At 59.3% G+C, this 26,672-nt stretch carries 21 protein-coding genes, 4 tRNA genes and 3 pseudogenes; 17 read left to right on the top strand and 11 right to left on the bottom strand.

Annotated elements, in window-relative coordinates:
* Positions 1-105: 105 nt before the first annotated feature.
* From accC to ASG19_RS00150, 5 genes are all read right to left on the bottom strand, one after another.
* Positions 106-1,452, bottom strand: a complete 1,347-nt coding sequence (gene accC / locus ASG19_RS00170; protein ID WP_062453188.1) for an acetyl-CoA carboxylase biotin carboxylase subunit — start codon at positions 1,450-1,452, stop codon at positions 106-108.
* 9 nt (positions 1,453-1,461) lie between these two features.
* A complete protein-coding gene (gene accB, locus ASG19_RS00165) occupies positions 1,462-1,923 on the bottom strand; it encodes an acetyl-CoA carboxylase biotin carboxyl carrier protein (protein ID WP_062453187.1) in 462 nt (153 codons plus the stop codon).
* A 27-nt stretch (positions 1,924-1,950) separates the two neighbouring features.
* Positions 1,951-2,388: a type II 3-dehydroquinate dehydratase gene (gene aroQ, locus ASG19_RS00160; RefSeq protein WP_062453186.1), complete on the bottom strand. Its 438-nt coding sequence runs from the start codon at positions 2,386-2,388 to the stop codon at positions 1,951-1,953.
* A 144-nt stretch (positions 2,389-2,532) separates the two neighbouring features.
* Positions 2,533-3,255 carry a DsbA family protein gene (locus tag ASG19_RS00155; protein ID WP_244476101.1) on the bottom strand — a complete coding sequence of 241 codons (723 nt, stop codon included), beginning with the start codon at positions 3,253-3,255 and terminating at the stop codon, positions 2,533-2,535.
* Between the two features lie 353 nt (positions 3,256-3,608).
* Positions 3,609-6,695 carry a ribonuclease E/G gene (locus ASG19_RS00150; protein WP_062453184.1) on the bottom strand — a complete coding sequence of 1,029 codons (3,087 nt, stop codon included), beginning with the start codon at positions 6,693-6,695 and terminating at the stop codon, positions 3,609-3,611.
* Positions 6,696-7,455: 760 nt separating this feature from the next.
* On the opposite strand from ASG19_RS00150, the gene ASG19_RS00145 reads away from it, so the two are divergent.
* The 3 genes from ASG19_RS00145 (at position 7,456) to prfB (ending at position 12,613) form a co-directional block, all read left to right on the top strand.
* A complete protein-coding gene (locus ASG19_RS00145) occupies positions 7,456-8,619 on the top strand; it encodes an N-acetylmuramoyl-L-alanine amidase (protein WP_062453183.1) in 1,164 nt (387 codons plus the stop codon).
* 266 nt (positions 8,620-8,885) lie between these two features.
* Complete coding sequence (locus ASG19_RS00140) at positions 8,886-11,363, top strand: penicillin-binding protein 1A (protein ID WP_062453182.1); 2,478 nt, start codon at positions 8,886-8,888, stop codon at positions 11,361-11,363.
* Between the two features lie 121 nt (positions 11,364-11,484).
* A protein-coding gene (prfB, locus tag ASG19_RS00135) for a peptide chain release factor 2 (protein ID WP_113469309.1) occupies positions 11,485-12,613 on the top strand; the annotation gives its coding sequence in 2 pieces (ribosomal slippage) (positions 11,485-11,553 and positions 11,555-12,613; 1,128 coding nt in all).
* A gap of 72 nt (positions 12,614-12,685) precedes the next feature.
* Here prfB and ASG19_RS00130 read toward each other — a convergent pair.
* Positions 12,686-13,459: an NAD kinase gene (locus ASG19_RS00130; protein ID WP_062453180.1), complete on the bottom strand. Its 774-nt coding sequence runs from the start codon at positions 13,457-13,459 to the stop codon at positions 12,686-12,688.
* A gap of 261 nt (positions 13,460-13,720) precedes the next feature.
* Here ASG19_RS00130 and ASG19_RS00125 point away from each other — a divergent pair.
* Positions 13,721-13,796 (top strand) — tRNA-Thr (locus ASG19_RS00125).
* A gap of 168 nt (positions 13,797-13,964) precedes the next feature.
* Positions 13,965-14,249, top strand: coding sequence for a hypothetical protein (locus ASG19_RS00120; RefSeq protein WP_156466378.1), 285 nt, complete (start codon positions 13,965-13,967; stop codon positions 14,247-14,249).
* Positions 14,250-14,441: 192 nt separating this feature from the next.
* Here ASG19_RS00120 and ASG19_RS00115 read toward each other — a convergent pair whose 3' ends face one another.
* Positions 14,442-14,969: a DUF4142 domain-containing protein gene (locus tag ASG19_RS00115; protein WP_062453178.1), complete on the bottom strand. Its 528-nt coding sequence runs from the start codon at positions 14,967-14,969 to the stop codon at positions 14,442-14,444.
* A 249-nt stretch (positions 14,970-15,218) separates the two neighbouring features.
* Here ASG19_RS00115 and ASG19_RS00110 point away from each other — a divergent pair, with 249 nt between their 5' ends.
* Positions 15,219-16,256, top strand: a complete 1,038-nt coding sequence (locus tag ASG19_RS00110) for a calcium-binding protein (protein ID WP_062453177.1) — start codon at positions 15,219-15,221, stop codon at positions 16,254-16,256.
* A gap of 71 nt (positions 16,257-16,327) precedes the next feature.
* Here the strand turns inward: ASG19_RS00110 and cysQ are convergent, their stop codons facing one another.
* The 3 genes from cysQ to ASG19_RS00095 all read right to left on the bottom strand — a co-directional run bounded on the left by cysQ (position 16,328) and on the right by ASG19_RS00095 (position 18,879).
* Entirely contained in the window at positions 16,328-17,125 is a 798-nt protein-coding gene (gene cysQ / locus ASG19_RS00105; RefSeq protein WP_156466377.1) for a 3'(2'),5'-bisphosphate nucleotidase CysQ, read from the bottom strand.
* 62 nt (positions 17,126-17,187) lie between these two features.
* Positions 17,188-17,889, bottom strand: coding sequence for a DUF982 domain-containing protein (locus tag ASG19_RS00100; RefSeq protein ID WP_062453175.1), 702 nt, complete (start codon positions 17,887-17,889; stop codon positions 17,188-17,190).
* Positions 17,890-17,991: 102 nt separating this feature from the next.
* Complete coding sequence (locus ASG19_RS00095) at positions 17,992-18,879, bottom strand: RNA methyltransferase (protein WP_062453174.1); 888 nt, start codon at positions 18,877-18,879, stop codon at positions 17,992-17,994.
* Between the two features lie 202 nt (positions 18,880-19,081).
* Here ASG19_RS00095 and ASG19_RS00090 point away from each other — a divergent pair.
* From ASG19_RS00090 to tuf (ASG19_RS24145), 5 genes and pseudogenes are all read left to right on the top strand, one after another.
* Positions 19,082-19,166, top strand: a tRNA-Tyr gene (locus tag ASG19_RS00090).
* 26 nt (positions 19,167-19,192) lie between these two features.
* Positions 19,193-19,266, top strand: a tRNA-Gly gene (locus ASG19_RS00085).
* Positions 19,267-19,608: 342 nt separating this feature from the next.
* Positions 19,609-19,752 (top strand): annotated as a pseudogene (locus ASG19_RS23740) (GTP-binding protein); the annotation flags it as partial.
* A 2-nt stretch (positions 19,753-19,754) separates the two neighbouring features.
* A pseudogene (gene tuf / locus ASG19_RS00080) lies at positions 19,755-20,808 on the top strand (elongation factor Tu); the annotation flags it as partial.
* 1 nt (position 20,809) lies between these two features.
* A pseudogene (gene tuf / locus ASG19_RS24145) lies at positions 20,810-21,059 on the top strand (elongation factor Tu); the annotation flags it as partial.
* A 108-nt stretch (positions 21,060-21,167) separates the two neighbouring features.
* Here the strand turns inward: tuf (ASG19_RS24145) and ASG19_RS00075 are convergent.
* Entirely contained in the window at positions 21,168-22,472 is a 1,305-nt protein-coding gene (locus tag ASG19_RS00075; protein WP_062453172.1) for a capsular biosynthesis protein, read from the bottom strand.
* Positions 22,473-22,681: 209 nt separating this feature from the next.
* On the opposite strand from ASG19_RS00075, the gene ASG19_RS00070 reads away from it, so the two are divergent.
* The 6 genes from ASG19_RS00070 (at position 22,682) to rplA (ending at position 26,508) form a co-directional block, all read left to right on the top strand.
* Positions 22,682-24,076 carry a capsular biosynthesis protein gene (locus ASG19_RS00070; protein WP_062453171.1) on the top strand — a complete coding sequence of 465 codons (1,395 nt, stop codon included), beginning with the start codon at positions 22,682-22,684 and terminating at the stop codon, positions 24,074-24,076.
* 108 nt (positions 24,077-24,184) lie between these two features.
* Positions 24,185-24,260, top strand: a tRNA-Trp gene (locus tag ASG19_RS00065).
* Between the two features lie 195 nt (positions 24,261-24,455).
* Complete coding sequence (gene secE, locus ASG19_RS00060; RefSeq protein WP_062453170.1) at positions 24,456-24,656, top strand: preprotein translocase subunit SecE; 201 nt, start codon at positions 24,456-24,458, stop codon at positions 24,654-24,656.
* A gap of 15 nt (positions 24,657-24,671) precedes the next feature.
* The gene (gene nusG / locus ASG19_RS00055) at positions 24,672-25,202 is read left to right on the top strand and encodes a transcription termination/antitermination protein NusG (RefSeq protein WP_062453169.1); all 531 of its coding nucleotides are present in this window, start codon (positions 24,672-24,674) and stop codon (positions 25,200-25,202) included.
* A gap of 174 nt (positions 25,203-25,376) precedes the next feature.
* Positions 25,377-25,808, top strand: coding sequence for a 50S ribosomal protein L11 (rplK, locus tag ASG19_RS00050; protein WP_062453168.1), 432 nt, complete (start codon positions 25,377-25,379; stop codon positions 25,806-25,808).
* A 1-nt stretch (position 25,809) separates the two neighbouring features.
* Positions 25,810-26,508 carry a 50S ribosomal protein L1 gene (gene rplA / locus ASG19_RS00045; protein WP_062453167.1) on the top strand — a complete coding sequence of 233 codons (699 nt, stop codon included), beginning with the start codon at positions 25,810-25,812 and terminating at the stop codon, positions 26,506-26,508.
* Positions 26,509-26,672: the final 164 nt, after the last annotated feature.

Raw genomic sequence — 26,672 nt, 5'->3', positions numbered from 1 at the left:
CGGTCTCCTTGATCCGGCCATCGCATTCCGCGCCACATCTGGCGCGGAATGGTCGACAGCATCTTATGAACCGCTAACGGATCGTGTGGATCCGGTAGGTAGCGTCTAGTGAGACTTGTCGCCGGCCAGATGGTTTTCCAGCCAGTGAATATCGTAGTTGCCGCTCAAGATATCCGGATTGTCCACCAGTTCCTGGAAGAGGGGAAGTGTGGTCTTGATACCATCCACGACGAACTCGTCCAGCACGCGGCGAAGGCGCATCATGCATTCGGCGCGGGTGCGTCCATGCACGATGAGCTTGCCGATGAGGCTGTCGTAGTAAGGCGGGATCTTGTAGCCGGCATAGGCACCCGAATCGACGCGAACGCCGAGACCGCCGGGAGCATGGAAATGCGTGATCGTGCCAGGCGACGGAACGAAGGTCCTTGGATCCTCGGCATTGATGCGGCACTCGATCGCATGGCCCTGGAACTGGATCTCGTCCTGGGTCACGGACAGGCCGTTTCCGGAGGCAACACGGATCTGCTCGTGCACCAGGTCGATATTGGTGATCGCTTCGGTGATCGGATGCTCGACCTGAAGACGGGTGTTCATTTCGATGAAATAGAACTCGCCGTTTTCGTAGAGGAACTCGACTGTACCGGCGCCGCGATACTTCATCTTCTTCATGGCGTCGGCGCAGATCTGGCCGATCTTCATGCGCTGTTCGACATCGAGGGCCGGCGAATTGGCTTCTTCCCAGACCTTCTGGTGGCGGCGCTGCAGCGAGCAGTCGCGTTCACCCAGATGAATGGCATTGCCTTCGCCATCACCGACGACCTGGATCTCGATATGCCGCGGCTTGCCGAGATACTTTTCCATGTAGACGGCATCGTTGCCGAAAGCTGCGAGCGCTTCGGAACGGGCCGTGGACACGGCCTCCTCGAGCTCGGCCTCGGTCTTTGCCACCTTCATGCCGCGGCCACCACCGCCAGCGGTCGCCTTGATCAGCACCGGGAAACCGATTTCGCGGGCAATTTCGAGCGCGTTCTCAGGCAGAACTTCGCCGGGCGAACCCGGAACGACCGGAATGCCAAGCTCCACTGCCGTCTTCTTGGCCGTGATCTTGTCGCCCATCAGCCGGATATGCTCGGCGGTCGGTCCGATAAAGGTGATGCCGTGCGCTTCCAAGATATCCGCGAACTTGGCGTTCTCGGACAGGAAGCCGTAACCGGGATGAACGGCGTCGGCACCGGTGATTTCGCAGGCGGCAACTATCTGGTGGATGTTCAGATAGCTGTCACGCGAAGGCGGCGGGCCGATGCAGACGCTCTCGTCGGCGAGGCGCACATGCATCGCATCCGAATCGGCCGTCGAGTGAACGGCGACGGTCGCGATGCCGAGTTCCTTGCAGGCGCGCAGGACGCGAAGTGCAATCTCGCCGCGGTTGGCTATGAGGATTTTCGAGATCATGAGATCGCCTTACTCGATGATGACGAGCGGCTGGCCATATTCGACAGGCTGCCCGTCTGTGACCAGGATTTCCGTAACCTTGCCGGACTTCGGCGAGGGGATCTGGTTCATCGTCTTCATGGCTTCGATGATGACGAGGGTCTGGCCTTCCTTCACGGTCGCGCCGACTTCGACGAAATTGCGCGAACCGGGAGCAGGTGCCAGGTAGACGGTGCCAACCATCGGAGCGGTGAGCGCGTTCTTGAGGTCCGGGCCGGCTACGGCAGCGGGTGCTGCAGCGGCGGCAGGGGCGGCCGCGAGGGCAGGCGCGGCTGCAATCGGAGCCTGAACGTACTGGGGAGTGCCTGCGCGTGAAACACGGATGCGCAGGTCATCCTGCTCAACTTCGATCTCGGTGAGATCAGTGTCGTTGAGGATGTTCGCGAGATCGCGGATCAGTCCCTTGTCGATACCGGCTTTCTTCTCAGACATGGCAAACCCTACTGTTTTGTTATGTTGTCAGGCGATGGTGGTCTTCAAGGCGTGCAGCGCGAGCACGTAGCTCTGCGTGCCGAACCCGCAGATGATGCCCTTGCAGGCCGGTGCAATCATGGAATGGTGGCGGAATTCCTCCCGCGCATGCACATTCGAGATATGAAGTTCCACCACCGGTACGGAAATGGCCTTGATCGCATCGTGAAGGGCGATCGAGGTATGGGTAAAGGCGCCGGCATTGATGGCGACACCGGAAGCCCGCTCGCCGGCCTCATGCATCCAATCAATGAGGACGCCCTCGTGATTGCTCTGGCGAAACTCGACAGTCAGTCCGAGTTCGGCAGCAACGGCCGCACATTCCTGCTCCACATCGGCCAAGGTTTTGCCGCCATAGATGCCAGGTTCGCGTTTTCCCAACATGTTGAGGTTGGGACCGTTGAGGACGAAAATCGGTTTGCTCATCGAGATAACTATTTGTTCCACCCAGAATTCAGCGGCCACGTATAAACCGCTGGGACGGCAAGGGAAAGCCCCTGACGCGCCTAAACGCCATGCATCCACCGGCGAACGGGCAAGAATGCAGCATCCCGCTCGAAATCTCGGCCGTCAGCAGCTGGCCTTTCCGCAAGCGCGCACATTGGCGACCTTTTCCTCGATCGTATCGAGGCCAACAGCACCGAACACGGCCTCGTCTCCGACAACATAAGTCGGCGTGCCGGTGATGCCGATCGCGGTGGCCAACTGATAGGCCTGGCGTACGAGATCGTCGTTGGGATTGTCCTTCATCGACTTCCGCAGTGCTGCTCCGTCGATCCCAAGCGCGGTGGCGACAGAGAGCGCGGTCTCTTCGGACGCGTGCTCGCGGCTGCCGAGCAGCGTGCGGTGGAACTCGGCATACTTTGTCGGGGCGACCAGACGCACCGCATTGGCAACCTTGTGCGCGGCAATCGAGTCCGGGCCGAGGATCGGGAATTCCTTCAGCACGAAGCGGACGTTCTTGTCCCTCTTGAGAATGGTGTCCATGTCGGCCAGCGCATGCTTGCAGTAGCCGCAATTGTAATCGAAGAATTCAACGACCGTGACGTCGCCCTTCGGATTGCCAAGCGTGATGTCGGTGGGGGAGGCAAAGATCGCCTCCTTGTTGGCCGCGACCGCCTTGGTGGACTGGTCGACGCGCTGGTTCTGCTGCTTGGCCTCCAGCGCGTTCTGGACCTCGATCATCACTTCCGGGTTCTGGATAAGATATTCCCGGATGAATTCGCCCATCTCCTTCTTCTGCTGGTCATCCAGGGCAAAGGCCGGAACGGCAAACGCCGTTGCGGCCAGCATCGAACCGGCAGCAAGCGTCTTCAGTATCGGGTTGAGAAGGCGGGTCATTCGTTTCCTCGTCGGTCTGTTGGGCGTGGCTTCGCGCGAAACGCCGCACCATCATGTCTGTTTGCGCCAAAACTAAGCCAGCGTGGCGCGAGGCGATAGAGTAAAAACGGCAGGGGTGCCCGGGACTGCGCAACAGTGGCCGACTCCGCAGGGCAGGCGGTACAAAAAGCACTTGCAATCAGAGCCTTAGATCCGTTTCCGGAATCAATCAGCAAGCGACTTGAATCATTTTCTGAGGACATGCCGCAGACAAAAAAACGGCCGCGTCAGACGCGGCCGTTTCGATTTCTAGGATGGGTTACGGCTCAAAAGAAGCCGCGCTTCTGCCACCAGCCGCCCTTTTTGGGCTTGGCCGGATCGCCGTCGCTCTCGGTCGCTGCCTTGGCAGGATCGGAGCTCTTCACCACCGCTTCGCTGGACGAAGAGATGTTGGAGGCGCGGTTCGCGCGGGCAGGCTTCGATTCGTCCGCATCATCGGCAGCGACAGCCTGTGGAGCAGGCTCTGCGACCGGCGCGGCTTCTTCGGCCTGCGGGGCTTCTGCGACAGGTGAGGCTTCAGCGGCCGGCGTAGCTTCAGGGGCCTCGGCAGGTGTCTGTTCGCCAAGGGCTGCATCGACCTGTTCGACGATCGCTGCGACCGGAGCTTCCACCGGAAGTTCGACCGGGGCAGGTGCCGGAGCTTCGGTAGCAGCCTCGACGACGGCCTCAGCTTCGGCAACAGCCTCAACTTCGGAAGAAACCTCTTCCGTCTTGGAAGACGCCTTGCCACGGCGCGAACGGCGTGGTTTGGGTGCAGGCTCGACCGGCGCTGCGGCAACGTCTGCCGGCGCAGCTTCGGTTTCAGAACCGACATCAGCACCCGCGTCAGCAGCGACCATCTCGGCCGGACCGGCTTCGGAACCGTCGCCAGCGTCTGCGGTTTGGGTCTCGTCGTCGGACGCGTTCAGCTCCTGACCGTCTTCGGTCCGGTTGCGGCGTCCGCCACGCTTGCCGCGACGACGGCGCTTGCGGCGCGAGTTCTCATCCGAGTCGTCGCCGTCTGCGACAGGCGCAGTTCCGTCGGCAGCAACTGCTTCGTTCTCGTCGCCGTCTTCATCGTCTTCGTCATCGGCACCCGATTCGGCATCGCTTGCCGCGTCGAGCGTCTGGCCTTCGCCATTCTTCTCGCCGTTGCGGTTGCGACGACGCCGGCGACGCTTGCGCTTGCGGCCGTTCTGATCATCGCCTTCGGTCCGCTCGCGGTCCTGCTTGGCGGCAGGCGCGGCAGCGACGATCTCCTCGTCTTCTTCCTCTTCATCAACCTCGATGATGATGTCGTCGTCCTCGTCTTCAACGGGGATCGCCGCAAACTGCATCAGGCTTTCGATCTTGACCGGGTTCTCGACGGCTTCGCCGCGATCGATCGCGAAATGGTTGGAGCCGATGGTGACGTCGGATTCGATGAAGATCGACACACCGAAGCGGTTCTCGTAATCCACAACGCTGCCGCGCTTATGGTTGAGCAGGAAGAGCGCGATGTCAGGCGTGGTCCGCACGGTGATGTCGTGCGTGGTGTTCTTAAGCAGGTATTCCTCGACGCCGCGCAGAACATGCAGCGCAACCGACGACTGCGAGCGCACATGACCTGTGCCGCCGCAGTGCGAGCAGATCTGCGTGGTCGATTCGAGAACCGATGCGCGGATACGCTGGCGCGACATTTCGAGCAGGCCGAAATGCGAGATACGGCCGACCTGGATGCGGGCGCGGTCGTTCTTGAGGCAATCCTTCAGCTTCTTCTCGACAGCGCGGTTGTTGCGCTTTTCTTCCATGTCGATGAAGTCGATGACGATCAGACCGGCAAGGTCGCGCAGGCGGAGCTGGCGGGCAACTTCTTCGGCAGCTTCAAGGTTCGTCTGGAGTGCTGTGTCTTCGATCGAATGTTCGCGGGTCGAACGACCGGAGTTCACGTCGACTGCAACCAAAGCTTCGGTCTGGTTGATGATGAGATAGCCACCGGACTTCAGCGTCACCTGCGGCTGCAGCATGCGGTCGAGCTGTGCCTCGATGCCCGAACGGGAAAAGATCGGGTGAAGGTCGCGGTAGGGCTGAACCACCTTGGCATGGCTCGGCATCAGCATCTTCATGAAGTCTTTCGCTTCACGATAGCCTTCTTCGCCGGAGACGATGACCTCGTTGATGTCTTTATTATAGAGGTCGCGGATCGAGCGCTTGATCAGCGAACCTTCCTCGTAAACGAGGCAAGGTGCTGTCGAGGCGAGCGTCAGCGTACGGACGTTCTCCCAGAGGCGCATCAGATACTCGAAGTCGCGCTTGATTTCGACGCGGGTGCGGTTGGCACCGGCGGTGCGCAGGATCACGCCCATGCCCTGCGGCACGTCGAGCTCGCGAGCGACTTCCTTCAGACGCTTGCGGTCCGTCGGCTGGGTGATCTTGCGGGAAATGCCGCCGCCACGTGCCGTGTTCGGCATCAGAACCGAGTAGCGGCCTGCGAGCGACAGATAGGTTGTGAGAGCTGCGCCCTTGTTGCCGCGCTCTTCCTTGGCGACCTGCACGAGCAGGATCTGGCGACGCTTGATGACTTCCTGGATGCGATACTGCTTGCGCGGCTTGCGCTGGATGCGATCCGGAACCTCTTCCATGGCGTCTTCGGCGCCAACGGATTCGATCTCTTCCTTTTCGTGGTGATCGTCGTCGTCACCATCATCGTCATCTTCGTTACCGCCACGCCCACCGGCATCCTCGGAAATCGAATCGGTGTCGACCATTGCGGCCATCTCGCCGGGCTTTGAACCCTCGTCGTCGGAAGACGGGTTTTCGTCGGAGGAGGGCGCTTCTTCTTCGGAGACAGTTTCAGTAGCTGGCGCATCTTCCGCAGTCGGCTCGACAACCTTCTTGCGCGAGCGGGTGCGCTTCGGCTTGGCCTTCTTCTCGACCACATCTGCAACCGGTGCGTCCTCGGCAGCCGGGGCGTCTTCAACTGCAGCTTCAACCGGTTCTTCTACGGCGTTGACAGGGACGATGCCGACATCCGGCTGGTCCTGCTGGGAGAGATCGACCACCGGATCGCCAGGATCCGCCGAATCGGCTTCCGCAATGCGGCGCTGATCTTCAGCTTCCTGCTGCATCAGCGCCTGCCGGTCAGCCAGCGGGATCTGGTAGTAATCGGGGTGGATTTCCGCAAAAGCCAGGAAGCCGTGGCGGTTGCCACCGTAATCGACGAACGCGGCCTGCAGCGACGGCTCAACGCGCGTCACTTTGGCCAGATAGATATTGCCCCGGATCTGTTTCTTGTGTTCCGATTCAAAATCGAATTCCTCGATACGGTTGCCGCGTACAACGACTACCCGCGTCTCCTCTTCGTGAGACGCGTCGATAAGCATTTTGTCTGCCATGTAAATTCTGCTCCTCGGCGCCGAGCAAATGCACAAAAGCCTGCCGCGAGGATTTCCCCGACAACAGGCTTGTCATGCGAAATGGTCGTTCCGCCGGATAAAAAGGATCCCGTCGGGTGGGATTGTGCGGGCAACCGGAAAGAAGACGGAGCCAAAGGCGTCCCTGATCTCTCCCGGTTCTGAAAATTGTGCCGCGCCATCAAAAACCAAACGAGAATGACTTTACCATAGGCCCCAAACGGGGCCCGATGAATTTGCTCCAATGAGATTTGCTCGATGGAGCGGTGGGTGGCATGCCACCCGATATGTTTCCGGCCACCGCCGGGCGGATCGTGTATCAGGATGAAGCGTAGCGACGGCGGATGTCTGTCGGTCCATGGCGCCAGATCATTATCAGCTGGCAGCCTATCGGCAGACTATCCCGTCAACACTTCAACCTTCGCTCGCGTTGTATGGTTTATCTGTCACAATAGCAAGGGAAAAGCCGCCTTTGCCATATTGTCGATCGAATTGCCATTCTATGCAAAAACAACGGGCGGACGAGATGATTCGCATACGATCTGCATGAAATTGCTATGTTAAAAACATGCGGCTGCAGCGGCTGCCGTTGCTGCATTCCGAATGTGCGAAGTCAGGTTAGGGGACTTATGTGAGGGTGGGCAAACCGACGGGTGCGTTGCGTGTATCACATGAGACGTCCAGATACGATTTCGCGACCGGTGCAACCGGTGTTGTAAGGCGAATCGCTTTTGGTTTGGTCATGTTGCTGGCTGGGGCAGCGTTGGCGCCTGCGATGGCGGCAACCACGAAGCCGATCCTCGCATTCGGAGCCCGCATTGCCGGCGACGCGGCACGCAGCCGCATTGTCATCGACTTCGAATCGAAGCCTGAGTTTTCCGTGCACTATGTGGGCGGCCCCGAACGCGTCATTGTCGACCTCTCGGCGACCGCCTTCGGTTTTCCACCCGAAGATCTATCGCCGCGCGGTCTGTTCAAGGATATCCGCTTCGGCACCATGGATGAACAGAGCGCCCGGATCGTGCTGACCACCAACCGGCCAGTGAAGCTCTCGACAGCGGATGTTCGGCCGGGGGAGAACGGCGTCTGGCGTCTCGTCCTCGATGCCGAGGTCGTCTCGAAGGAAGAGTTTGCCGTTCTCCTGAAAGGCCAGGACTGGCGCGCCACGACGCAAACTGACTCGGAGCCGACGCCACTGATGGCCGACGACGGCGTTTTCACCGTTGCGGTTGATGCAGGCCATGGCGGGATTGATGCCGGCGCGACTGCGTTGACGACGAAGACGCAGGAAAAGGTCATCACCCTCGATTTCGCAAAGACGCTTGCCGAGCGCCTGAACCGGCTATCCGGCGTGAAGGCATTTCTGACGCGTGACGACGACACGTTTCTCTCGCTGTCCGAGCGGGTGGCGACGGCGCGGGAACATCGCGCCGACCTTTTCATATCCCTTCACGCCGATACGCTGACGCAAAAGGATATCCGCGGTGCCACCGTCTATACCCTCTCCGACAAGGCATCGGACCGGATGGCGGAGAACCTTGCGGCGCGAGAAAACTTTTCTGACCAGCTCGCCGGCTACAGCATTCAGAACGGACCGTCGGACGTGGCGGATATCCTTCTCGACCTGACGCGGCGCGAGACCCAGGCCTTCTCGATCGCCATGGCGGACAATGTCGTCAAGTCGTTCGAGGGGCAGATCGGGCTCATCAACAACCCGCATCGGCAGGCAAGCTTCCAGGTGCTGCGGGCGCCGGATATTCCCTCCGTCCTGCTCGAGCTGGGTTTTCTGTCCAATCAGGAAGACGAAAAACTTCTGCTTGATCAGAACTGGCGCAACCGGATCGCAGACCTGATTGCCGCAGCCGTCGATCGGTATCGCGGTCACTCTGTCGCCAACGGCGGGTGAGGGGAGTGCTGCGTCGCATGCGGCGTGGCTGACGTGCAACAACGGCCCGGGAATATCCCCGTATACAAGCTAAGTTGCGGAAATACCTTGGTTGAAGCCCTATTTTACGCACATTCAGACGGTTACACCCTGCTGCACGAGGCAGGGCGGATAACGCGCCTTTTATCCTCGACGCCTTGCGCTGGCGTAATCACCGTGCAAAACGCCGAGAACCATGCGATGTTGCGCCTTGCGCAGCAACCCGAAAGCCGAACGGTAGCTTCGACATGATCAGATTGATTGGATACTTCTTTGGAATGGCCTGCGTCCTTTTTCTGGGCGTTGCTGCAGCGGTTGCCATCTATTTGAATGGTGTATCCAAGGATTTGCCCGATTATGCGGTCCTTGCTGCCTATGAGCCTCCGGTTGCCACGCGTGTCCACGCCGGCAACGGTGCACTGGTCACGGAATATGCGCGCGAGCGTCGCTTGTTCCTCCCCATCCAGGCTATCCCCGACCGGGTCAAGGCGGCCTTCCTGTCTGCTGAAGACAAGAATTTCTACAACCACCCCGGCGTCGATATCTTCGGCCTTGGCCGCGCGGTTGTGAACAATCTCCAGAACTTCGGTTCAGGCCGTCGTCCGGAAGGTGCGTCTACGATCACCCAGCAGGTGGCAAAGAACTTCCTTCTGTCGGCAGACCAGACGATGGACCGCAAGGTCAAGGAAGCGATCCTGTCGTTCCGCATCGAACAGGCCTACTCGAAGGACAAGATCCTCGAGCTCTACCTCAACGAGATCTTCTTCGGCCTTAACTCCTATGGCATCGCCGGTGCGGCGCTGACCTATTTCGACAAGTCGGTGACGGAACTGACGACGGCGGAAGCAGCCTATCTCGCGGCGCTGCCGAAGGGCCCCAACAACTATCATCCGTTCCGCCATCAGCAGGCAGCGCTTGATCGCCGCAACTGGGTTGTCGATCGCATGGCCGAAAACGGCTACATTACCCAGATGGACGCCGACGATGCCAAGACCCAGCCGCTTGGTGTCAAGCAGCGCCGGAGTGGTACGCACCTGTTCGCGTCCGACTATTTCTCCGAAGAGGTGCGTCGCCAGATCATTGGCCGTTATGGCGACAAGTCGCTCTATGAAGGTGGCCTGTCCGTCCGCACCTCGATCAATCCCGAGCTTCAGCTTGCTGCGCGCGCCGCGCTGCAGAACGGGCTTCTTGATTACGACGAACGCCGCGGTTTTCAGGGCCCGGTGACCACGGTCGACATTTCACCCGATTGGGGTGTCTCGCTTGCCAAGGCGATCACCGACGGCAAGGCGCCTGACCTGCGCGATGTCCCGGAATGGCAGCTTGCCGTCGTGATCAGCGCGTCCGCCAAGTCCGCCGAGATCGGTCTGCGTCCCGCTGCCGATGGTGGCGGCAAGGTGACCGAAGAGCGCGTGACGGGAACGATCCCCGCGGACGCCATGAAATGGGCCTATCGCGACGCCAAGGGTTCTCGCCGGACGGCGAAAGGTCCCGATGGCGTGCTGAGCCCGGGCGACGTCGTCTATGTCGAGCCGATCAATGAAGAAGCCAAGACCTTCCGGCTGCGTCAGCCTCCGAAGGTACAGGGCGGCTTTGTCGCGATGGACCCGAATACCGGCCGCGTTCTCGCCATGGTCGGCGGCTTCTCCTATGCACAGTCGGAATTCAACCGCGCCACCCAGGCGATGCGTCAGCCGGGTTCGTCGTTCAAGCCCTTCGTCTATTCTGCAGCGCTCGACAACGGCTACACCCCGGCATCGGTTGTGCTTGACGCGCCGATCGAGATTGTCACCGGCGGCCAGGTCTGGCGCCCCTCCAACTACGGCGACAAGGACGGCAACGGCCCGGCAACGCTGCGCACCGGTATCGAAAAGTCGCGCAACCAGATGACTGTCCGCCTGGCGCAGGACATGGGCATGGAACTGGTCGCCGAATATGCGGAACGCTTCGGCATCTACGACAAGATGCTGCCGGTTCTCGCCATGTCGCTCGGTTCCGGCGAAACGACCGTGATGCGGATGGTGTCGGCCTATGCGGTCATCGCCAACGGCGGCAAGCAGATCAAGCCGACCGTGATCGACCGCATCCAGGATCGTTACGGCAAGACCATTTTCCGCCATGAAGAGCGCACCTGCGAAGGCTGCAATGCCAACAGTTGGGCGAACCAGGAAGAGCCGGTTCTGGCCGACAACCGCGAGCAGGTTCTCGATCCGATGACCGCCTACCAGATCACCTCGATGATGGAAGGCGTCGTGCAGCGCGGCAGCGCGGCCGGCAAGATCCATCTGACCGACCGCCCGGTCGCCGGAAAGACCGGAACGACCAATGACGAGAAGGACGCCTGGTTCGTCGGCTTCACGCCGAACATCGTGGCCGGCCTTTATATCGGCTTCGACACACCGGCTCCGCTCGGACGTGGCAGCACGGGGGGCGGACTTGCTGCGCCCATCTTTGGTCAGTTTATCGAAGCGGCGGCAAAGCATATGCCGGCTGAAAAATTCCTGGTGCCGGAAGGCATGCAGTTCGTCGCTGTCAACCGCAAGACGGGCATGATGGCCATGGAAGGCGAGCCGGATACGATCACCGAAGCCTTCAAGCCCGGAACCGGCCCGGCCGACGTCTTCCAGGTCATCGGTGGCGGCGAATACATGACGCAGGACCAGATCCTGGACTCCTCGCCACAGGCACAGCAGGCCATCACGTCCGGTGCCTCCGGCCTGTTTTGATCCTCATACTGACGTCCTCTAGGACATCGACGCGCCGGCCCGGGGTTTACTTCCGGGGCCGGCGCAACTATGTCCACCGCAACTTCGGTCAACAACGAAAAGACGAGAGAAGCATTACGCCATGCGCGCGGAAATCATCAACGTAACCGACGAAATCAAGCAGGCCATAAGCCTGCTGAGGAGGCATCTTTGACTGGGACCAGGCGGTAAGACGACTGGACTGGTTGAACAACAAGGCAGAGGATCCAAACCTCTGGAACGACGCCTCCGAAGCGCAGAAGCTGATGCGCGAGCGTCAGCAGCTGGATGACAGCATCAACGGCGTGCGAGCGCTCGATCAGCAGCTCAACGACAATGTCGAACTCATCGCGATGGGGGAAGACGAGGGCGACGACTCGATCGTTAAAGAGGCCGAGGAAGCGCTGAAGACGTTGCGCACTGAAGCCAACCGCCGTCAGGTGGAAGCGATGCTTTCGGGCGAGGCAGACAGCAACGATACCTATGTCGAAGTGCATTCCGGTGCCGGTGGCACGGAAAGCCAGGACTGGGCGAACATTCTGCTGCGGATGTACACCCGCTGGGCCGAGCGCCAGGGCTACAAGGTCGAGCTCTTGGAAGTGCACGATGGCGAAGAGGCCGGCATCAAGTCCGCGACTATACTCGTCAAGGGACACAATGCGTTCGGCTGGTTGAAGACCGAGTCGGGCGTCCATCGCCTGGTGCGCATTTCGCCCTACGACAGCGCGGCACGCCGCCACACGTCGTTCTCGTCGATCTGGGTCTATCCTGTGGTCGACGACTCGATCAACATCGAGATCAACGAGAGCGATTGCCGCATCGACACCTATCGTTCGTCGGGTGCCGGCGGGCAGCACGTCAACACCACCGACTCGGCCGTGCGTATCACGCACATTCCGTCCGGTATTGTTGTCGCCTGCCAGCAGGAACGCTCGCAGCACAAGAACCGCGCCAAGGCGTGGGACATGCTACGCGCCCGTATGTATGAAGCGGAACTGATGAAGCGCGAAGCGGCCGCCAATGCGGAAGCCGCTTCGAAGAGCGACATCGGCTGGGGCCACCAGATCCGCTCCTACGTTCTGCAGCCATACCAGCTGGTGAAGGACCTGCGCACCGGTGTCGAAAGCACGGCACCCAGCGACGTTCTCGACGGCGAACTCAACGAGTTCATGGAAGCAGCCCTCGCACACCGCATCAGCGGCAAGCCCGATCTTGGCGCCGAAGCCGAGTAAGGTTTGGACGCATCACGAATCACAAACGGCCGGATCTCGCGATCCGGCCGTTTGCGTTTCATGGGGTGGTTGTCAGTCGTTGAACTGCTCGGCCAAGATCCGGTCAGACCAGGAATGGTCGGGATCCGATAGAAGCCGTGCCGTCAGTTCAGTTGATTGCGCGATGCGGATATGGATGACGGATTTCACCTCGGTATTGTCGGCGACCGCGTTGACCGGTCGCTTTTCCGGCTCAAGAATCTCGATGTCGACGCAGACACGGTTTGGCAAAAGCGCACCGCGCCAGCGACGCGGACGAAACGCACTGACGGGCGTCATCGCCAGAAGCGGCGCCTCCAGCGGCAGGATCGGCCCGTGCGCCGACAGATTGTAGGCGGTGGAGCCGGCAGGCGTCGCGACCATCAGGCCGTCGCAGATCAGTTCCTCCAGCCTTGTGTGCCCATCGACCACCACCTTCAGCTTCGCGGCCTGATAGGATTGGCGGAACAGGTAGACCTCGTTGATCGCGAGCGAGTGGGATATCGCACCCCAGGCATCGGTCGCCGTCATCTTTAGCGGGTGAAACTCGTTTTCGACGGCACGCGCGATTCGGTCGGGAAGATCGACCTTTTCGAAATCGTTCATCAGAAAGCCGACCGAGCCTCGGTTCATGCCGTAGACCCTTTTGCCGATATGCATGGTCTCGTGCAGCGTTTGCAGCATGAGACCGTCACCACCCAAGGCCACGACCACGTCGGCCTCCACCAGGGGAACGTTTCCATAAAGCCGGGTCAGCTCGTCAAACGCTGCCTCGGCATCGGGTGCCGTTGAGGCGATGAATGCGAGCTTTTCGGTCGCGATCGACATGGGAAGGCCTTTGGTGTGACGCGGACATGCGCCCAGGGAATACAAGTCTGAAACACCGCATCGTCAACATACGGCTTCCAGCAGGTAGCTATAGGAGAAACGACAGGACGAACAAGCCGCTTCCGTGCAGCGTCGGTACTTCGTCAGCCATTCCGGCTGCGGGTAGACCACGAGTATCTCGTTTCTCGAAAGTGTTTATCGCGATCAACGGAATTTTCGCTTTACACGAAATCAGAATCTGGTAATTCCACCCCCAGAAGTGCCCTTGTAGCTCAGTTGGTAGAGCACCTGATTTGTAATCAGGGGGTCACGAGTTCGAACCTTGTCGGGGGCACCACTTCTATCCCATTCATTTTGATCGGTTGATCATGCTTTTCTCGGGCTGAGGAGAGCAGGGTGTGACGCACGTCGCTCCGTTGTCTTTCCGGCATATCTTCTCGTGCCGGCCAATCCTTGCAACATGGAATGCGCTCTGTCAGGATCTCTTAAATTTAAGGGGAGACTGATGGGAAAAGTCTTGATGTGGATTGGCTGGATCGGGATCGTTCTGGTGGTCTGCGCCCTCGTGGCGCTGATTGCCAGCGCCGGGCAGGGGTCCTATGCCCTGCTCGCGCTCTTGGCAGCACTGCCTTGGGCGGCACCCGCCTTCATCGGCTCTGTGCTCGTCGCAGCGTTTGGCAGCATGCTTTTGCAGCTCAATGCGATCCGAGCAGCAACCGAAAGACAGGCCGAACTCTTCGCTCAGTTACTGGACGGCAAGAAGAAGCGTGACGCAGCGGTTGAGGCCTGACGGAAACGTCAATGCATCCTTCGTGCGTCGCTATCTCGCGTTTTCAAAACCATCCGTTTGACGGTTCGCTGCTCAGTAAGCTTCCAACGAACCTCCGGGGAGTGGGGTCTGAGGGCGAAGCAACAGAAAAAGCCGCCTCGACGAATCGGGCGGCTGTCTCTTTAGAGTATGGCAGTTGTGGAAGGGTAGTTCTTACTTATCCATGTCCTGTGCCATCTTGTAGTGATGCTCGAGGGCCGGAAGTGTCTTCGCGGCAAAGGCCTTCAGATCGGCATTTTCACCTTCTTCAGCGTAGCGCTTGAAGAGGTCTACCGCGTCTTCATGTGCTTCGACCTGATCGTCGAAATATTCCTCGATGAAATCGGCACCTTCAAGCTTTGCCAGCTCGTCGACATCTTCCTTGTCATCTTCGGTCAATGCCGTGACAGGATTGCCCTGGACCTTGCCGCTGTCGATCAGCGCCTTGAGTTCGGCAGAAGCCTTTTCATGGTCTGTAATCATCTGCTGCGCAAATTTCTTGGTGGCGTCGTCGCCCTTGGTCAGTGCGAGCTTGCTCGACTCGATCTCGTACATACCGCTCGCAGACGCCTGCATGATAAAGTCTGCGGTGGTCGGAGCGCGACCCAGAACCGAGTTTGCGCCGGTGCTTTCTGCAGCCGACTGCGCGAAAGCTGCCGTTGCGGTCATGAGAAATGCTGCGGTGAGAATTGTTTTTTTCATGGTCGGTATCTCCTGTGAGCCCTACCAACCCATGGAAATCAAAGAGGTTCCGCAAAGATTTTTCAACGTGGTACTTGATCTGATTGAGATAAAGCGTCGAAGCGAGGGGATGACGAAGGCGGCCATTGCGCGTTAACGAACCTGAATGGCAGACAACGGGATATTACGGATTCCGTCAGGATTCGTAGTCTAGCATAAGCACAGCAATCCGCGGCGATTCTCATGCCAGGAGCGGACCGGAGGAAACGGATGCCCACATTCTACGGCAACGATTACGACAACACCGTCTACCAGGATGATTACGATTCTGATCTTACCGTCTACACCTATGGCGGCGATGACCGGATCTTCCTCAACCTTGTCGGCAAATACGGTGGTTTCAACACGGTTTATGCAGGCGCTGACGACGATTTGGTGCGAAATTCCTTCGAAGGCGGCAACAAGATCGATCTCGGCTCCGGCAACGACAGCTACGTCGCAACAGGATTTTCGACGTCGAGCAAGCTCTATGATGTCGTCTATGCCGGCAGCGGCAACGACTCTTTCGAAGTCTCCACCTATCACAGCGACTATTACGGCGAGACGGGCAATGACGCCTTCTTCTCGGTCGGCTATCGCAACTATTTCAACGGTGGCTCGGGGACCGATACGATCAGCTATGAGACGCAGGACGAGGATGATGATCTGGCCGGTCTCGGCGTCGCCATCGATCTCGGCAAGGGCTCGGCGCAGACGCTCGGAACCAGTTACAAAGAGACGCTCGTCAGCATCGAGAATGCCATCGGGACCGGTGCGAGCGACAAGATCTACGGCTCATCAGGCGCAAACAAGCTTTGGGGCGATGATGGAAACGACTTGATCGACGGCAAGGGCGGTAATGACACGCTCTACGGCGGCGCCGGTAACGACGACCTCTACGGCGGCAGCGGCAACGACAAGCTTTACGGCGGATCCGGCAACGACCATCTCTATGGTGGATCGGGCGCCGATATGTTCGTGTTCACCTCGATCGCAGACTCCAAGGCAAACAGCAGCCGCGACATCATCTTGGACTTCAGCCGCGCAGAAGACGATTATATCGATCTCCGGTCGATCGACGCGGATACGACCTTCGGCGGCAATCAGTCCTTCGATTTCATCGGTTCGAAAGGCTTTTCGGGCGAGGCGGGCGAGTTGCGCTTTAGCGGCGGCATCGTCTCAGGCGATGTGAACGGCGACGGTTATGCCGACTTCCAGATCAAGATCGCGGGCCAGACCAAAATGTACGACAGCGATTTCTTCCTCTGAGATATCGAGCTGTTTTAGGAAGGCGCTTCTGAAAGGAGGCGCCTTTTTTCGTGGTCGACAGAACTCGTAAACTACAGTGCATCAACCGATGCGCCGGTCGCGATGAAGTCGCCATTGGCGAAATCAGTCTCATCCGATCGACCGACCTTGCCGTACCGGAGCGGGTGTCCGTCGATAGCGCAGGTCTTGCCACCGGCGGCGCGCAAGACCGCATCTCCTGCTGCCGTGTCCCATTCCATCGTCCGGCCGAACCGCGGATAGATGTCGGCGGCACCTTCCGCCAGCAGACCGAATTTCAGCGATGAACCGACGGAAAGGGTTTCGAGGTCGCCGTATTGCGCCAGGAAATCATCCGTTTCGACAGTTCGGTGGGACCGACTGGCACAGGCGATGGGTCGCCGTGGCATGACGCGGGCGCGGATCGCCTGACGGTTTTCGATGATGAAATCGGGGGCGATCGAAAGCTTGGACGCTTGGTTCTGTGCGCCGCCATAGCCGACGTTGAGCGCCGGAGCATACACGATACCAACGGTCGGAAGGGCGTTTTCGATAAGCGCAATATTGACGGTGAAGTCATCGCGGCCGTTGATGAATTCACGTGTGCCGTCGAGCGGGTCGATCAGAAAGAAACGACCACCGGAAATATCCGGGATCTGCCCGGCGGCGACGGCTTCTTCTGCAACCGCGGGGATCGCCGGCCAATGCTGCGCAAGCGCTTCGAGAATGATCGCTTCCGCGGCTTCGTCGGCCTCCGTCACCGGCGAGTGGTCAGGCTTGTAGTGGGTATGAGCGCCACGGTCACGGATCTCAAGAATCGTGCGGCCTGCATCGAGCGCGATCGTCTCGAATATGGAAAGCATACTCATCATGAAGACGATCTACTGCCTTGCCTTCAGCAGCGCAAGCTCGTCTCGCCTCTACATCACCGTGCCTATGCCATTGGTTGCTGACGACCGACGGTCCAGGAATTGCCAAGGTGCGCATCCGCCGCGGCCGGAAGATCCGATGCTCCGTGGCGAAGCTGGGGTCGCAGCACGCCCGCGGCGCGTCGGGCGCCGAGCCGTGCAATCATGCCGATCGTCCGCGAGAGCTCTGCCAATAATTCGCGCATGCAGGGTGTGTGTGGGCTGGCCGGCCCAGCCCCCGATGCCGCGGAATGCGGCTCGCTCCAGCTAATCACCGGGTGGTGATATGACGGGAGTGAATCCAGTTCGTCAGCATCGCGCTCGGTATAAGCAAGGGTAAGCCCGCGTAAGCGGGGCGACTTACTGAGGCGGCGCCGGAACGGTGCGAGGGGGGCGAGGCGGTCCGGCGAGACCGGCAGGGTCGCAAGTGAGGCCGGGACGTCTTTGATTGGTTCGGCATCGATATCGGCAAGAAAGGTTTGCGGTTGAACATGAAAGCCGGCCTCGAGTGCGGCCTCAATGAAATCGGCGCGGGCAAGGGCCGCGACGCTTCGGCCCGTCAGCACATCGCGGCACGCCATCACCGCCGCCATATGCGCTTCTGTGCGTGCGGCCGGCCATCCGCTGAGCAGCATAAGAGCGGCATCCAGCGTGCCTTGCACGATGATCGGCCCCGGTTGGCCGAAGATTTCCAGGATGACAGGTTGCTTCCAGGTCCCGCGATCCATCCAAGCTCTCCCATTTAAGATAATTAGGAAATACTCATATAAAGCTTGCGCCAGGATGGAGCGCGGCGGCCCGACGGTTTTCGTCAGGCCGCTGATGTGATTTCAGGAGATCTTCAGGAGATGCTGCCTTGTCGCGTAAAGCCCAATCGCTGCGGCATTCGAGACGTTGAGCGACTTGATCTCGCCGGGCATGTCGAGCCGGGCCAACGCATTCACCGTTTCGCGGGTCTTCTGGCGCAAGCCCTTGCCCTCGGATCCGAGGACCAAAGCAATCCGCTCACCGGAGAACGTGCCTTCCAGCGGGGCAGGACCTTCCGAATCAAGCCCGATCGTCTGGAAACCAAGCTTGTGGATCGATTCCAGCGCGTCGGCGAGGTTGGTGATCTGGATATACGGGATGAGTTCCAGTGCGCCGGACGCGGATTTTGCCAGCACGCCTGACTCGGTAGGGCTATGTCTCTGGGTGGTGATGAGTGCGCCGGCGCCGAAGGCTACGGCCGATCGCATGACGGCACCGACGTTATGGGGATCCGTTACCTGGTCGAGTACCAGGAGGAGCGGGCTCTCTTTAAGGGCTTCAAGCCGGCGTACGGGCAGGGGCCGCGTTTCCAGCATCACGCCCTGGTGGATCGCCTCGGGACCCAGCACCTTGTCGATATCCTGCGGCGAGACGAACTCGACAGGAAAAGACAGCTCGCTCGATTCGCCGATCTCCAGTCGCATAAAGGCGTTCTGTGTCACCGAAAGCTTGATCAGCTTGCGCTCCGGGTTCTGGATCGCAGCCCGAACCGTATGGAGACCATAGAGCAGCACCTGTTCCGGCTGCAGCTGCGGTGGCGTCCAATCCTTGGCGCCCTTGTTGGATTTGACGCGGCCCTGCTGCGGCGTCGGGATCTCGCCGCGTTCGCGCTTGGTATCGCGAACATTCCGGCGAAGCGTCGCGTAATGGGTGTCGCGGGCGGTTTTGTCTTTAGGATCTTTTGTGCTCATGCTGCCTTATATCGAGGAGCGCGGTTTCGGCAAAGCCCTCCGCTCGAGCCTTCGTCCGGTGGCATGACGATATCCAATTTTTTCCTCCTTTTTTCAAAGAGGTCGTGTTGACAGACGGACATGAGGCCGTCATATACGCGGCGCAGACCGAGGGGCGGCAAGCCTGACGGTCAGCAGACTTGGTCTAACGATCCAGACGAATGGAGAGATGCCCGAGTGGTTAAAGGGGACGGACTGTAAATCCGTTGGCTACGCCTACGTTGGTTCAAATCCAACTCTCTCCACCATTCGTCTTCGAGATCGGACCACCCCCGCGGGTATAGCTCAATGGTAGAGCAGCAGCCTTCCAAGCTGAATACGCGGGTTCGATTCCCGCTACCCGCTCCAATATCCCGGACAGATGATTTCTATTTTCGACCGGTTTGATCCATTCAAACATCGCGTCGATTTGTGCTCGTGTTGATCACGTGCGGCACGCGCAAAAACCGGATCGGACGTCAGGATTACGTATCAGGCCATCACCATCTCTGACGCGACCATCTCGGCGGCGGACGGGGAAGGCGACACGCCGAGGCCTTGAAATACAGGCAGATAGGGCGCCATCTTTCGGCCTGCCCCTTGTACGGGGCGGCGGCGTAATTATGTCTTGCGCAATCCTTGGGAAAGCCTTAAACGGCGACACCAAACCCGGTCGCCGGGTCAACCTCTTATGTTCACAGGAAGCATTCAATGGCAAAGAGCAAGTTTGAGCGCAATAAGCCTCACGTCAACATTGGCACGATCGGTCACGTCGACCACGGCAAGACGTCGCTGACTGCGGCGATCACGAGCCTGTCTCGGGCCTCCCTGCCTGTAAGGCCGTACGTCCGTAACNAATGGCAAAGAGCAAGTTTGAGCGCAATAAGCCTCACGTCAACATTGGCACGATCGGTCACGTCGACCACGGCAAGACGTCGCTGACTGCGGCGATCACGAAGTACTTCGGCGAATTCAAGGCCTACGACCAGATCGACGCTGCTCCTGAAGAGAAGGCCCGCGGCATCACCATTTCGACGGCACACGTCGAATACGARACGCCAAACCGCCACTACGCACACGTCGACTGCCCCGGCCACGCCGACTACGTYAAGAACATGATCACCGGTGCRGCGCAGATGGACGGCGCGATCCTGGTTTGCTCGGCTGCCGACGGCCCGATGCCACAGACCCGCGAGCACATCCTGCTTGCTCGTCAGGTTGGCGTTCCGGCAATCGTCGTGTTCCTCAACAAGGTTGACCAGGTTGACGACGAAGAGCTTCTCGAGCTCGTCGAACTTGAAGTCCGCGAACTTCTGTCGTCCTACGACTTCCCGGGCGACGACATTCCGATCGTCAAGGGTTCGGCTCTGGCCGCTCTTGAAGATTCGAACAAGAAGATCGGCGAAGACGCCGTTCGCGAACTGATGGCAGCTGTYGACGCCTACATCCCGACGCCTGAGCGTCCGATCGACCAGCCGTTCCTGCTGCCGATCGAAGACGTGTTCTCGATCTCGGGCCGTGGTACGGTCGTGACCGGTCGCGTCGAGCGTGGCATCGTCAAGGTTGGTGAAGAAGTCGAAATCGTCGGCATCCGCGCCACGACCAAGACGACTGTTACCGGCGTTGAAATGTTCCGCAAGCTGCTCGACCAGGGCCAGGCCGGCGACAACATCGGCGCTCTGATCCGTGGCGTACAGCGTGACGGCGTTGAGCGTGGCCAGATCCTGTGCAAGCCGGGTTCGGTCAAGCCGCACAAGAAGTTCATGGCAGAAGCCTACATCCTGACGAAGGAAGAAGGCGGCCGTCATACGCCGTTCTTCACGAACTACCGTCCTCAGTTCTACTTCCGTACAACGGACGTGACCGGTATCGTTTCGCTTCCTGGTAGAATCGAAGGACAGCCGGAAACATNGACGAAGGAAGAAGGCGGCCGTCATACGCCGTTCTTCACGAACTACCGTCCTCAGTTCTACTTCCGTACAACGGACGTGACCGGTATCGTTTCGCTTCCAGAAGGCACGGAAATGGTTATGCCAGGCGACAACGTCACCGTTGAAGTCGAGCTGATCGTTCCGATCGCGATGGAAGAAAAGCTGCGCTTCGCGATCCGCGAAGGCGGTCGTACCGTCGGCGCCGGCATCGTTGCCTCGATCATCGAGTAATCGATAGATCAACCACTTGAAAAAGGCCTCGCGGGAAACCGCGGGGCCTTTTTCGTTACAGCGTGTTGAAATCGGTGAGGAGACGTCCGCAGGAAGCGCGTACGCCGTTCAGCCAAAGAGTTCATTCATATAGCGGAACTGCGTGCTGCCGCCTGGCTTGGCCCAGCTCTTCGGCAGGCGTGGCGCAGGCTCCATCAGCCGTGCTGCAACATTCTCGGCGCCTGCTTCAATCGCGTCTCTCCCGATGAAACCACCGCGGACCTGCGTCGTCGCGGCAAGCGCCCGCTGGAAGGCGTCGAACAGTTCCATGTCCGGCCGTCCCGGATTCGTCCAGAACTCCGCGAGTGGCTCTTGGAACGTCAGCCCGGGGATGTCGTAAACCGCAGCGCCCAGCGCAACTACCGGCTTTGCCATCGATAGCGCGGTCAGTCCGACGGTCGAGTTGACTGTGACGACGCCGGCCGCGCGGGTGATAAGGTCGTCGGTGTCGCCGCCATCCGCATAGAAGACACGGTCCGATATTCCGTGGCGGTTTGAGGCGGCCCGGATGCGCTCGGGCCAGCGCGACAGTCCATTGTCGATCGGATGGACCTTGAACAGCAGGCGGTCGTTACTGCCTGCGTGCTTTGCGAAAGAAGCAATCACCGAATCGACGATGGCGAAGAGGTCGCCGCCGGGGGCGTGACGGATGATCTGGTAATCCCCAGGAAGCTGCAATGGAAACAGGAAGACCCGAGGCAAGCGCACGCCATCCGCCGTCTGAATCGGGGTGAGGGCGGCTGTGGTCGCGAGATCGGCGTTCCGTCGCCGAGATTTCATCCTCAGCGCCTTCCAGATCCAGCCGGCATATTCCCTAACCGGATGCACGGGCCCATGGGTCCGGTAGTGGGGATGAACGAGCCATCCCAAGAGAACATTGGGAACGTGATAGACAAGATCGTAGAGCGCGTAGGTGAAGAAGCTGGAGCGGTAGCGTCCGACCCCGTCAATGGCCGGTGCGCTTTCCGCGATCATGCGGATACGCTCCGCATCCTGCGGGAAGCGAGAATGTGCCGACATGCCATCCGGCTCTATCGTCAGCCAGTCGGGCCGCAGATACCCGTGTTCGAGAATATGGACGTCAACGCCTCTGGCTGACGCAACGGCAGCCGCGCTGTGATGCGGCGCACGACCATCACCAAGCATGACGATATCGGTTACATTGTGATCGCTTATGTAGCGATCGAGATACACTGCCCAATGTTCAGGCTTTTCGCGAAACAGTTCGCTTTTGCGCGGCCACCAAAACGCCACATCACCTATGGATAGGTTGATCTTCGATACCTCCGCGCCTTTGTTTTCAATGGCTTCTGCGAGCTTCTTGAGAAACGGCGAGGCAGGTCCTTGAAGCAGCAGGAATCGGCGTTGATGCATGGCGACGTAACCTTGGGATATGCTTCGTGCGTAAAAGGCGCCATTGACGACGGTGGTGCCTTCGTGAAAGTACCGGAACTGTTTAACGGTAATTGTGTGAATTGGCATCCGTCTCACGTACGGGGAGCTGTGTATTACGTCGGGAGAACCCCGATCAGGCTAAACGACCCTCAATTTCATGATCCCGAATCAAGCGGTATTGGCTTCGAATGACAAAAGTCCTGTTTCTCCAAGGTCCACCGTCCGTGTTCTGGCGCGAGCTGGCAAACGCGTTCGAAGCGCAGGGGATCGGTACGAAGCGTGTGAACTTCTCGTTCGGAGACCAGGCCTACTGGCGCAAGTCCGGAGCGATCAACTATCGCGGAACGCTGAGGGCCTGGCCACGCTATCTGGCTGAACTCATCCGTCGCGAAGGCATCACCGACATTCTCTATTATGCCGACAGGCTGCCCTACCATCGCTTTGCCGGACGCGTTGCACGTCGGTTGGGCATTCAGTGTCATGCCGTCGAGTTCGGCTATCTTCGGCCGGACTGGATCACGCTCGAACGCAATGGCATGGGCCGCTTCTCGCACTTCCCCAACGATCCGAACGTGATTCGCAAGGTTGCCGAGCAGGTTCCCGAACCGGATCTCAAGGCGCGCTACGGCCACACGTTCGGACAGGAGGCGACAAACGAGGTCATCTATAATCTCCTGGCATATTTCGGCCGCCCGATGTTCCCGTTCTACCGCTCGGACAAGTACTACGATCCGCTGTTCGACTATCTGTCGTGGCTGCCGCGCATGTTCCGTTCGCGCCACGATCTGCCAGTGGGATTTTTCGACGGCGAAACTGGCAAGAATTACCTCCTGGCGCTGCAATTGCAGAGCGACTACCAGATCCGAGCAAACTCTCCTTATCGGCATCTCTCTCAGATGATCGATCAGGTCATCCACTCGTTCTCGAGACATGCTCCCGAAAGCGCGCGGTTGATCGTAAAGCAGCATCCGCTCGACAACGATCTCGAGGGCTGGCGCAAGATCGTGTCGAAGATTGCCGCCCGCTACCGCGTCTCGAACCGGGTCGTGTTTATCGAAAGAGGTGATCTCGGAGCGATCCTTCGCCATTCGCACGGGACGATCGTTGCCAACTCCACGACGGCGATGCACAGCCTGAGAGCCGGTCTTCCGACGATTGCACTCGGTGCGGCAGTTTACGACATGCCCGGGTTGACCCATCAGGGCGGGATCGACTCGTTCTGGTCTGACCCCGAGCCGCTTGACGCGAACCTGCTGCGCGCCTTCATCAAGGCATTGGCCGGCACGGTACAGATCAAGGGCAATTTCTATCACGAAGAGGGCCGCGCGCTCGCGATCGAATCGATCATCACCCGCGTTCGCGACCGCACCGTCAACGAACCTGGTGCCTTCGTCGAAAAACCGCCGCGTCTGGCATGGCAACGGCTTCCGCTGCCAACAGAGAGGCGCGTGCCGGCGACCGGGACGGCGACGGGCGCCGTCGAGCTTTCAACGCGCGATCTTCTCCTGGGGAAGCCGGATCAAGTCTTGTCCCCGGTCTCGGCAAGAGATCTCGGCGACAACGTCGGCGGCAAATTCAGATAGCCTGGCAAAGTTCGAAAAACACTCTTGCCAAGTCCGGCGCAGCGTCTTAAAGGGAGCGCCTAGCCGGTGACGGAGAGGATCTTGATGGTCCGTCAGTCTTCGGTTTGAAGGGGTATAGCTCAGTTGGTAGAGCGGCGGTCTCCAAAACCGCAGGTCGTCGGTTCAAGCCCGGCTGCCCCTGCCAGCCTTCGCACAACACATAGCTTGCGACTGTAATTGATAGGCGCTGAGCGGTTGTTGTCCAAAGTTGGGAATTTCATGTAGGCACCTTTTTCCTCTTGTTTAACGGGAAATGGGTGTTTATGTAGGGAACAACAGACACGCGGTGCGTGGGGCTGAACGATATCGGCTTTACGTGCCGTAATTGCGTGGGCAATCGATGGCATCCAAAACCAATCCGGCAACGTTCTTCAAGCAGGTTCGTTCCGAAGCGTCTAAAATCACTTGGCCATCCCGCCGTGAAACCACGATCTCGACGATCATGGTTCTGGTCATGGTCGTGGTTGCGGCGCTGTTTTTCTTCGCTGCGGACCAGCTTATTGGCTGGTTGCTCGGCTTCGTGCTGAACGTCAGCGTTTGATCCTGGAGTATTAAGATGGCGGCCCGCTGGTACATCGTCCACGCATATTCGAACTTTGAGAAAAAGGTCGCTGAGGACATCGAGAACAAGGCTCGCCAGAAGGGGCTTGAGCATTTGTTCGAACAGATCCTCGTTCCGACGGAAAAGGTTGTGGAAGTGCGTCGCGGCCGAAAGGTCGATAGCGAACGCAAGTTCTTCCCAGGCTACGTCATGGTTCGTGCGAACCTGACGGACGAAGCCTACCATCTGATCAAGAACACGCCGAAGGTTACCGGCTTCCTTGGTTCCGACAACAAGCCTGTTCCGATCCCTGACTCCGAAGCCGATCGTATCCTCGGTCAGGTTCAGGAAGGTGTCGAGCGGCCGAAGTCCTCGATCTCGTTCGAGGTTGGTGAACAGGTTCGTGTTTCCGATGGTCCGTTCGCGTCGTTCAACGGCGTTGTTCAGGATGTCGATGAAGAGCGTTCGCGCCTCAAGGTCGAAGTGTCGATCTTTGGCCGCGCCACTCCGGTGGAGCTCGAATACGCTCAGGTCGAGAAGGTCTGATTGTTTTTGAATATGGGCTGCCATTGAGTTGGCGGCCCTGTGCGGCGTTTGCCGTAACCCGCGTGGAAGGTGAGGGGTCTAGCCGGACCTCGGTAAGCCGCACCACGCAACCGCAGCCGCCGGTCAATCCGGCATTTCGGACCAAGATATCGGTCCATAACGAAAGGCAGAGAAATGGCTAAGAAAGTAGCAGGCCAGCTCAAGCTTCAGGTCAAGGCAGGATCGGCTAACCCGTCCCCGCCAATCGGCCCGGCGCTTGGTCAGCGTGGCATCAACATCATGGAATTCTGCAAGGCGTTCAATGCCGCCACGCAGGAAATGGAAAAGGGTATGCCGATCCCGGTCGTCATCACCTACTACCAGGACAAGTCCTTCACCTTCGCGATGAAGCAGCCGCCGGTTACTTATTGGCTGAAGAAGGAAGCGAAGATCACTTCCGGTTCCAAGACACCTGGCAAGGGTGGCAAGGCCGGTACCATCACCAAGGCTCAGGTCCGTGCGATCGCCGAAGGTAAGATGAAGGATCTCAACGCAGCCGACGTCGAAGGCGCAATGCTGATGGTTGAGGGCTCTGCCCGCTCCATGGGCCTGGAAGTGGTGGCTTAACATGGTAAAGCTCGCAAAGCGCATGAAGAAGATCCGCGAAGGCGTGGATCCGACAACGCTCATCGCTCTCACCGAAGCCATCTCGATGGTCAAGGAACGTGCGACGGCTAAGTTCGACGAAACCGTCGAAATCTCGATGAACCTCGGCGTTGACCCGCGTCACGCAGACCAGATGGTCCGCGGCGTTGTCAACCTGCCGAACGGCACCGGCCGTGACGTTCGCGTTGCTGTTTTCGCACGTGGCGCCAAGGCTGATGAAGCCAAGGCTGCTGGTGCAGACATTGTTGGCGCAGAAGACCTGCTGGAAATCGTTCAGGGCGGCAAGATCGACTTCGATCGTTGCATCGCAACTCCTGACATGATGCCGCTCGTCGGTCGTCTCGGTAAGGTTCTCGGCCCGCGTGGCATGATGCCGAACCCGAAGGTCGGTACTGTGACCATGGACGTTGCCGGAGCCGTCAAGGCTTCCAAGGGCGGCGCTGTCGAGTTCCGCGTCGAGAAGGCCGGTATCGTTCACGCCGGCATCGGCAAGGCTTCCTTCGATGCCAAGGCACTCGAAGAAAACATCCGTGCCTTTGCTGACGCCGTCATCAAGGCAAAGCCGGCTGGCGCCAAGGGCAACTACCTGAAGCGCGTCGCGATTTCGTCGACGATGGGCCCAGGCGTCAAGATCGAGCCTTCGTCGGTCACAGCCGCTTAATGAATTGCCGGAGCCCCAGGGCTCCGGCTGCATGAATTCCCTCTCCCTTCGGGGAGCGGGAATTTCCGGAGAAATCCGGAATTCCTGTCCGAGATTGCAGGTGGTTTTCCCTTAATCACTTGGCCTGCATGAGACGGGTAAGAACGCAGATTTTCGGCGCTCCG

This window comes from Rhizobium sp. Leaf306 (assembly GCF_001423425.1).
Taxonomy (GTDB): domain Bacteria; phylum Pseudomonadota; class Alphaproteobacteria; order Rhizobiales; family Rhizobiaceae; genus Neorhizobium; species Neorhizobium soli.
This window is presented reverse-complemented; position numbering and strand designations above follow the sequence as displayed.

Bases quoted from the DNA above. Each gene is read 5' to 3' on its own strand.
- accC (WP_062453188.1), bottom strand. From the start codon at position 1,452: ATGATCTCGAAAATCCTCATAGCCAACCGCGGCGAGATTGCACTTCGC.
- ASG19_RS00110 (WP_062453177.1), top strand. From the start codon at position 15,219: ATGCCCACATTCTACGGCAACGATTACGACAACACCGTCTACCAGGAT.
- ASG19_RS00120 (WP_156466378.1), top strand. From the start codon at position 13,965: ATGGGAAAAGTCTTGATGTGGATTGGCTGGATCGGGATCGTTCTGGTG.
- secE (WP_062453170.1), top strand. From the start codon at position 24,456: ATGGCATCCAAAACCAATCCGGCAACGTTCTTCAAGCAGGTTCGTTCC.
- ASG19_RS00145 (WP_062453183.1), top strand. From the start codon at position 7,456: ATGTTGCTGGCTGGGGCAGCGTTGGCGCCTGCGATGGCGGCAACCACG.
- cysQ (WP_156466377.1), bottom strand. From the start codon at position 17,125: ATGATGAGTATGCTTTCCATATTCGAGACGATCGCGCTCGATGCAGGC.
- ASG19_RS00130 (WP_062453180.1), bottom strand. From the start codon at position 13,459: ATGTCGATCGCGACCGAAAAGCTCGCATTCATCGCCTCAACGGCACCC.
- rplK (WP_062453168.1), top strand. From the start codon at position 25,377: ATGGCTAAGAAAGTAGCAGGCCAGCTCAAGCTTCAGGTCAAGGCAGGA.
- nusG (WP_062453169.1), top strand. From the start codon at position 24,672: ATGGCGGCCCGCTGGTACATCGTCCACGCATATTCGAACTTTGAGAAA.
- ASG19_RS00155 (WP_244476101.1), bottom strand. From the start codon at position 3,255: ATGCTGGCCGCAACGGCGTTTGCCGTTCCGGCCTTTGCCCTGGATGAC.
- ASG19_RS00140 (WP_062453182.1), top strand. From the start codon at position 8,886: ATGATCAGATTGATTGGATACTTCTTTGGAATGGCCTGCGTCCTTTTT.
- ASG19_RS00150 (WP_062453184.1), bottom strand. From the start codon at position 6,695: ATGGCAGACAAAATGCTTATCGACGCGTCTCACGAAGAGGAGACGCGG.
- ASG19_RS00100 (WP_062453175.1), bottom strand. From the start codon at position 17,889: ATGGATCGCGGGACCTGGAAGCAACCTGTCATCCTGGAAATCTTCGGC.
- ASG19_RS00095 (WP_062453174.1), bottom strand. From the start codon at position 18,879: ATGAGCACAAAAGATCCTAAAGACAAAACCGCCCGCGACACCCATTAC.
- aroQ (WP_062453186.1), bottom strand. From the start codon at position 2,388: ATGAGCAAACCGATTTTCGTCCTCAACGGTCCCAACCTCAACATGTTG.
- ASG19_RS00115 (WP_062453178.1), bottom strand. From the start codon at position 14,969: ATGAAAAAAACAATTCTCACCGCAGCATTTCTCATGACCGCAACGGCA.
- rplA (WP_062453167.1), top strand. From the start codon at position 25,810: ATGGTAAAGCTCGCAAAGCGCATGAAGAAGATCCGCGAAGGCGTGGAT.
- ASG19_RS00075 (WP_062453172.1), bottom strand. From the start codon at position 22,472: ATGCATCAACGCCGATTCCTGCTGCTTCAAGGACCTGCCTCGCCGTTT.
- accB (WP_062453187.1), bottom strand. From the start codon at position 1,923: ATGTCTGAGAAGAAAGCCGGTATCGACAAGGGACTGATCCGCGATCTC.
- ASG19_RS00070 (WP_062453171.1), top strand. From the start codon at position 22,682: ATGACAAAAGTCCTGTTTCTCCAAGGTCCACCGTCCGTGTTCTGGCGC.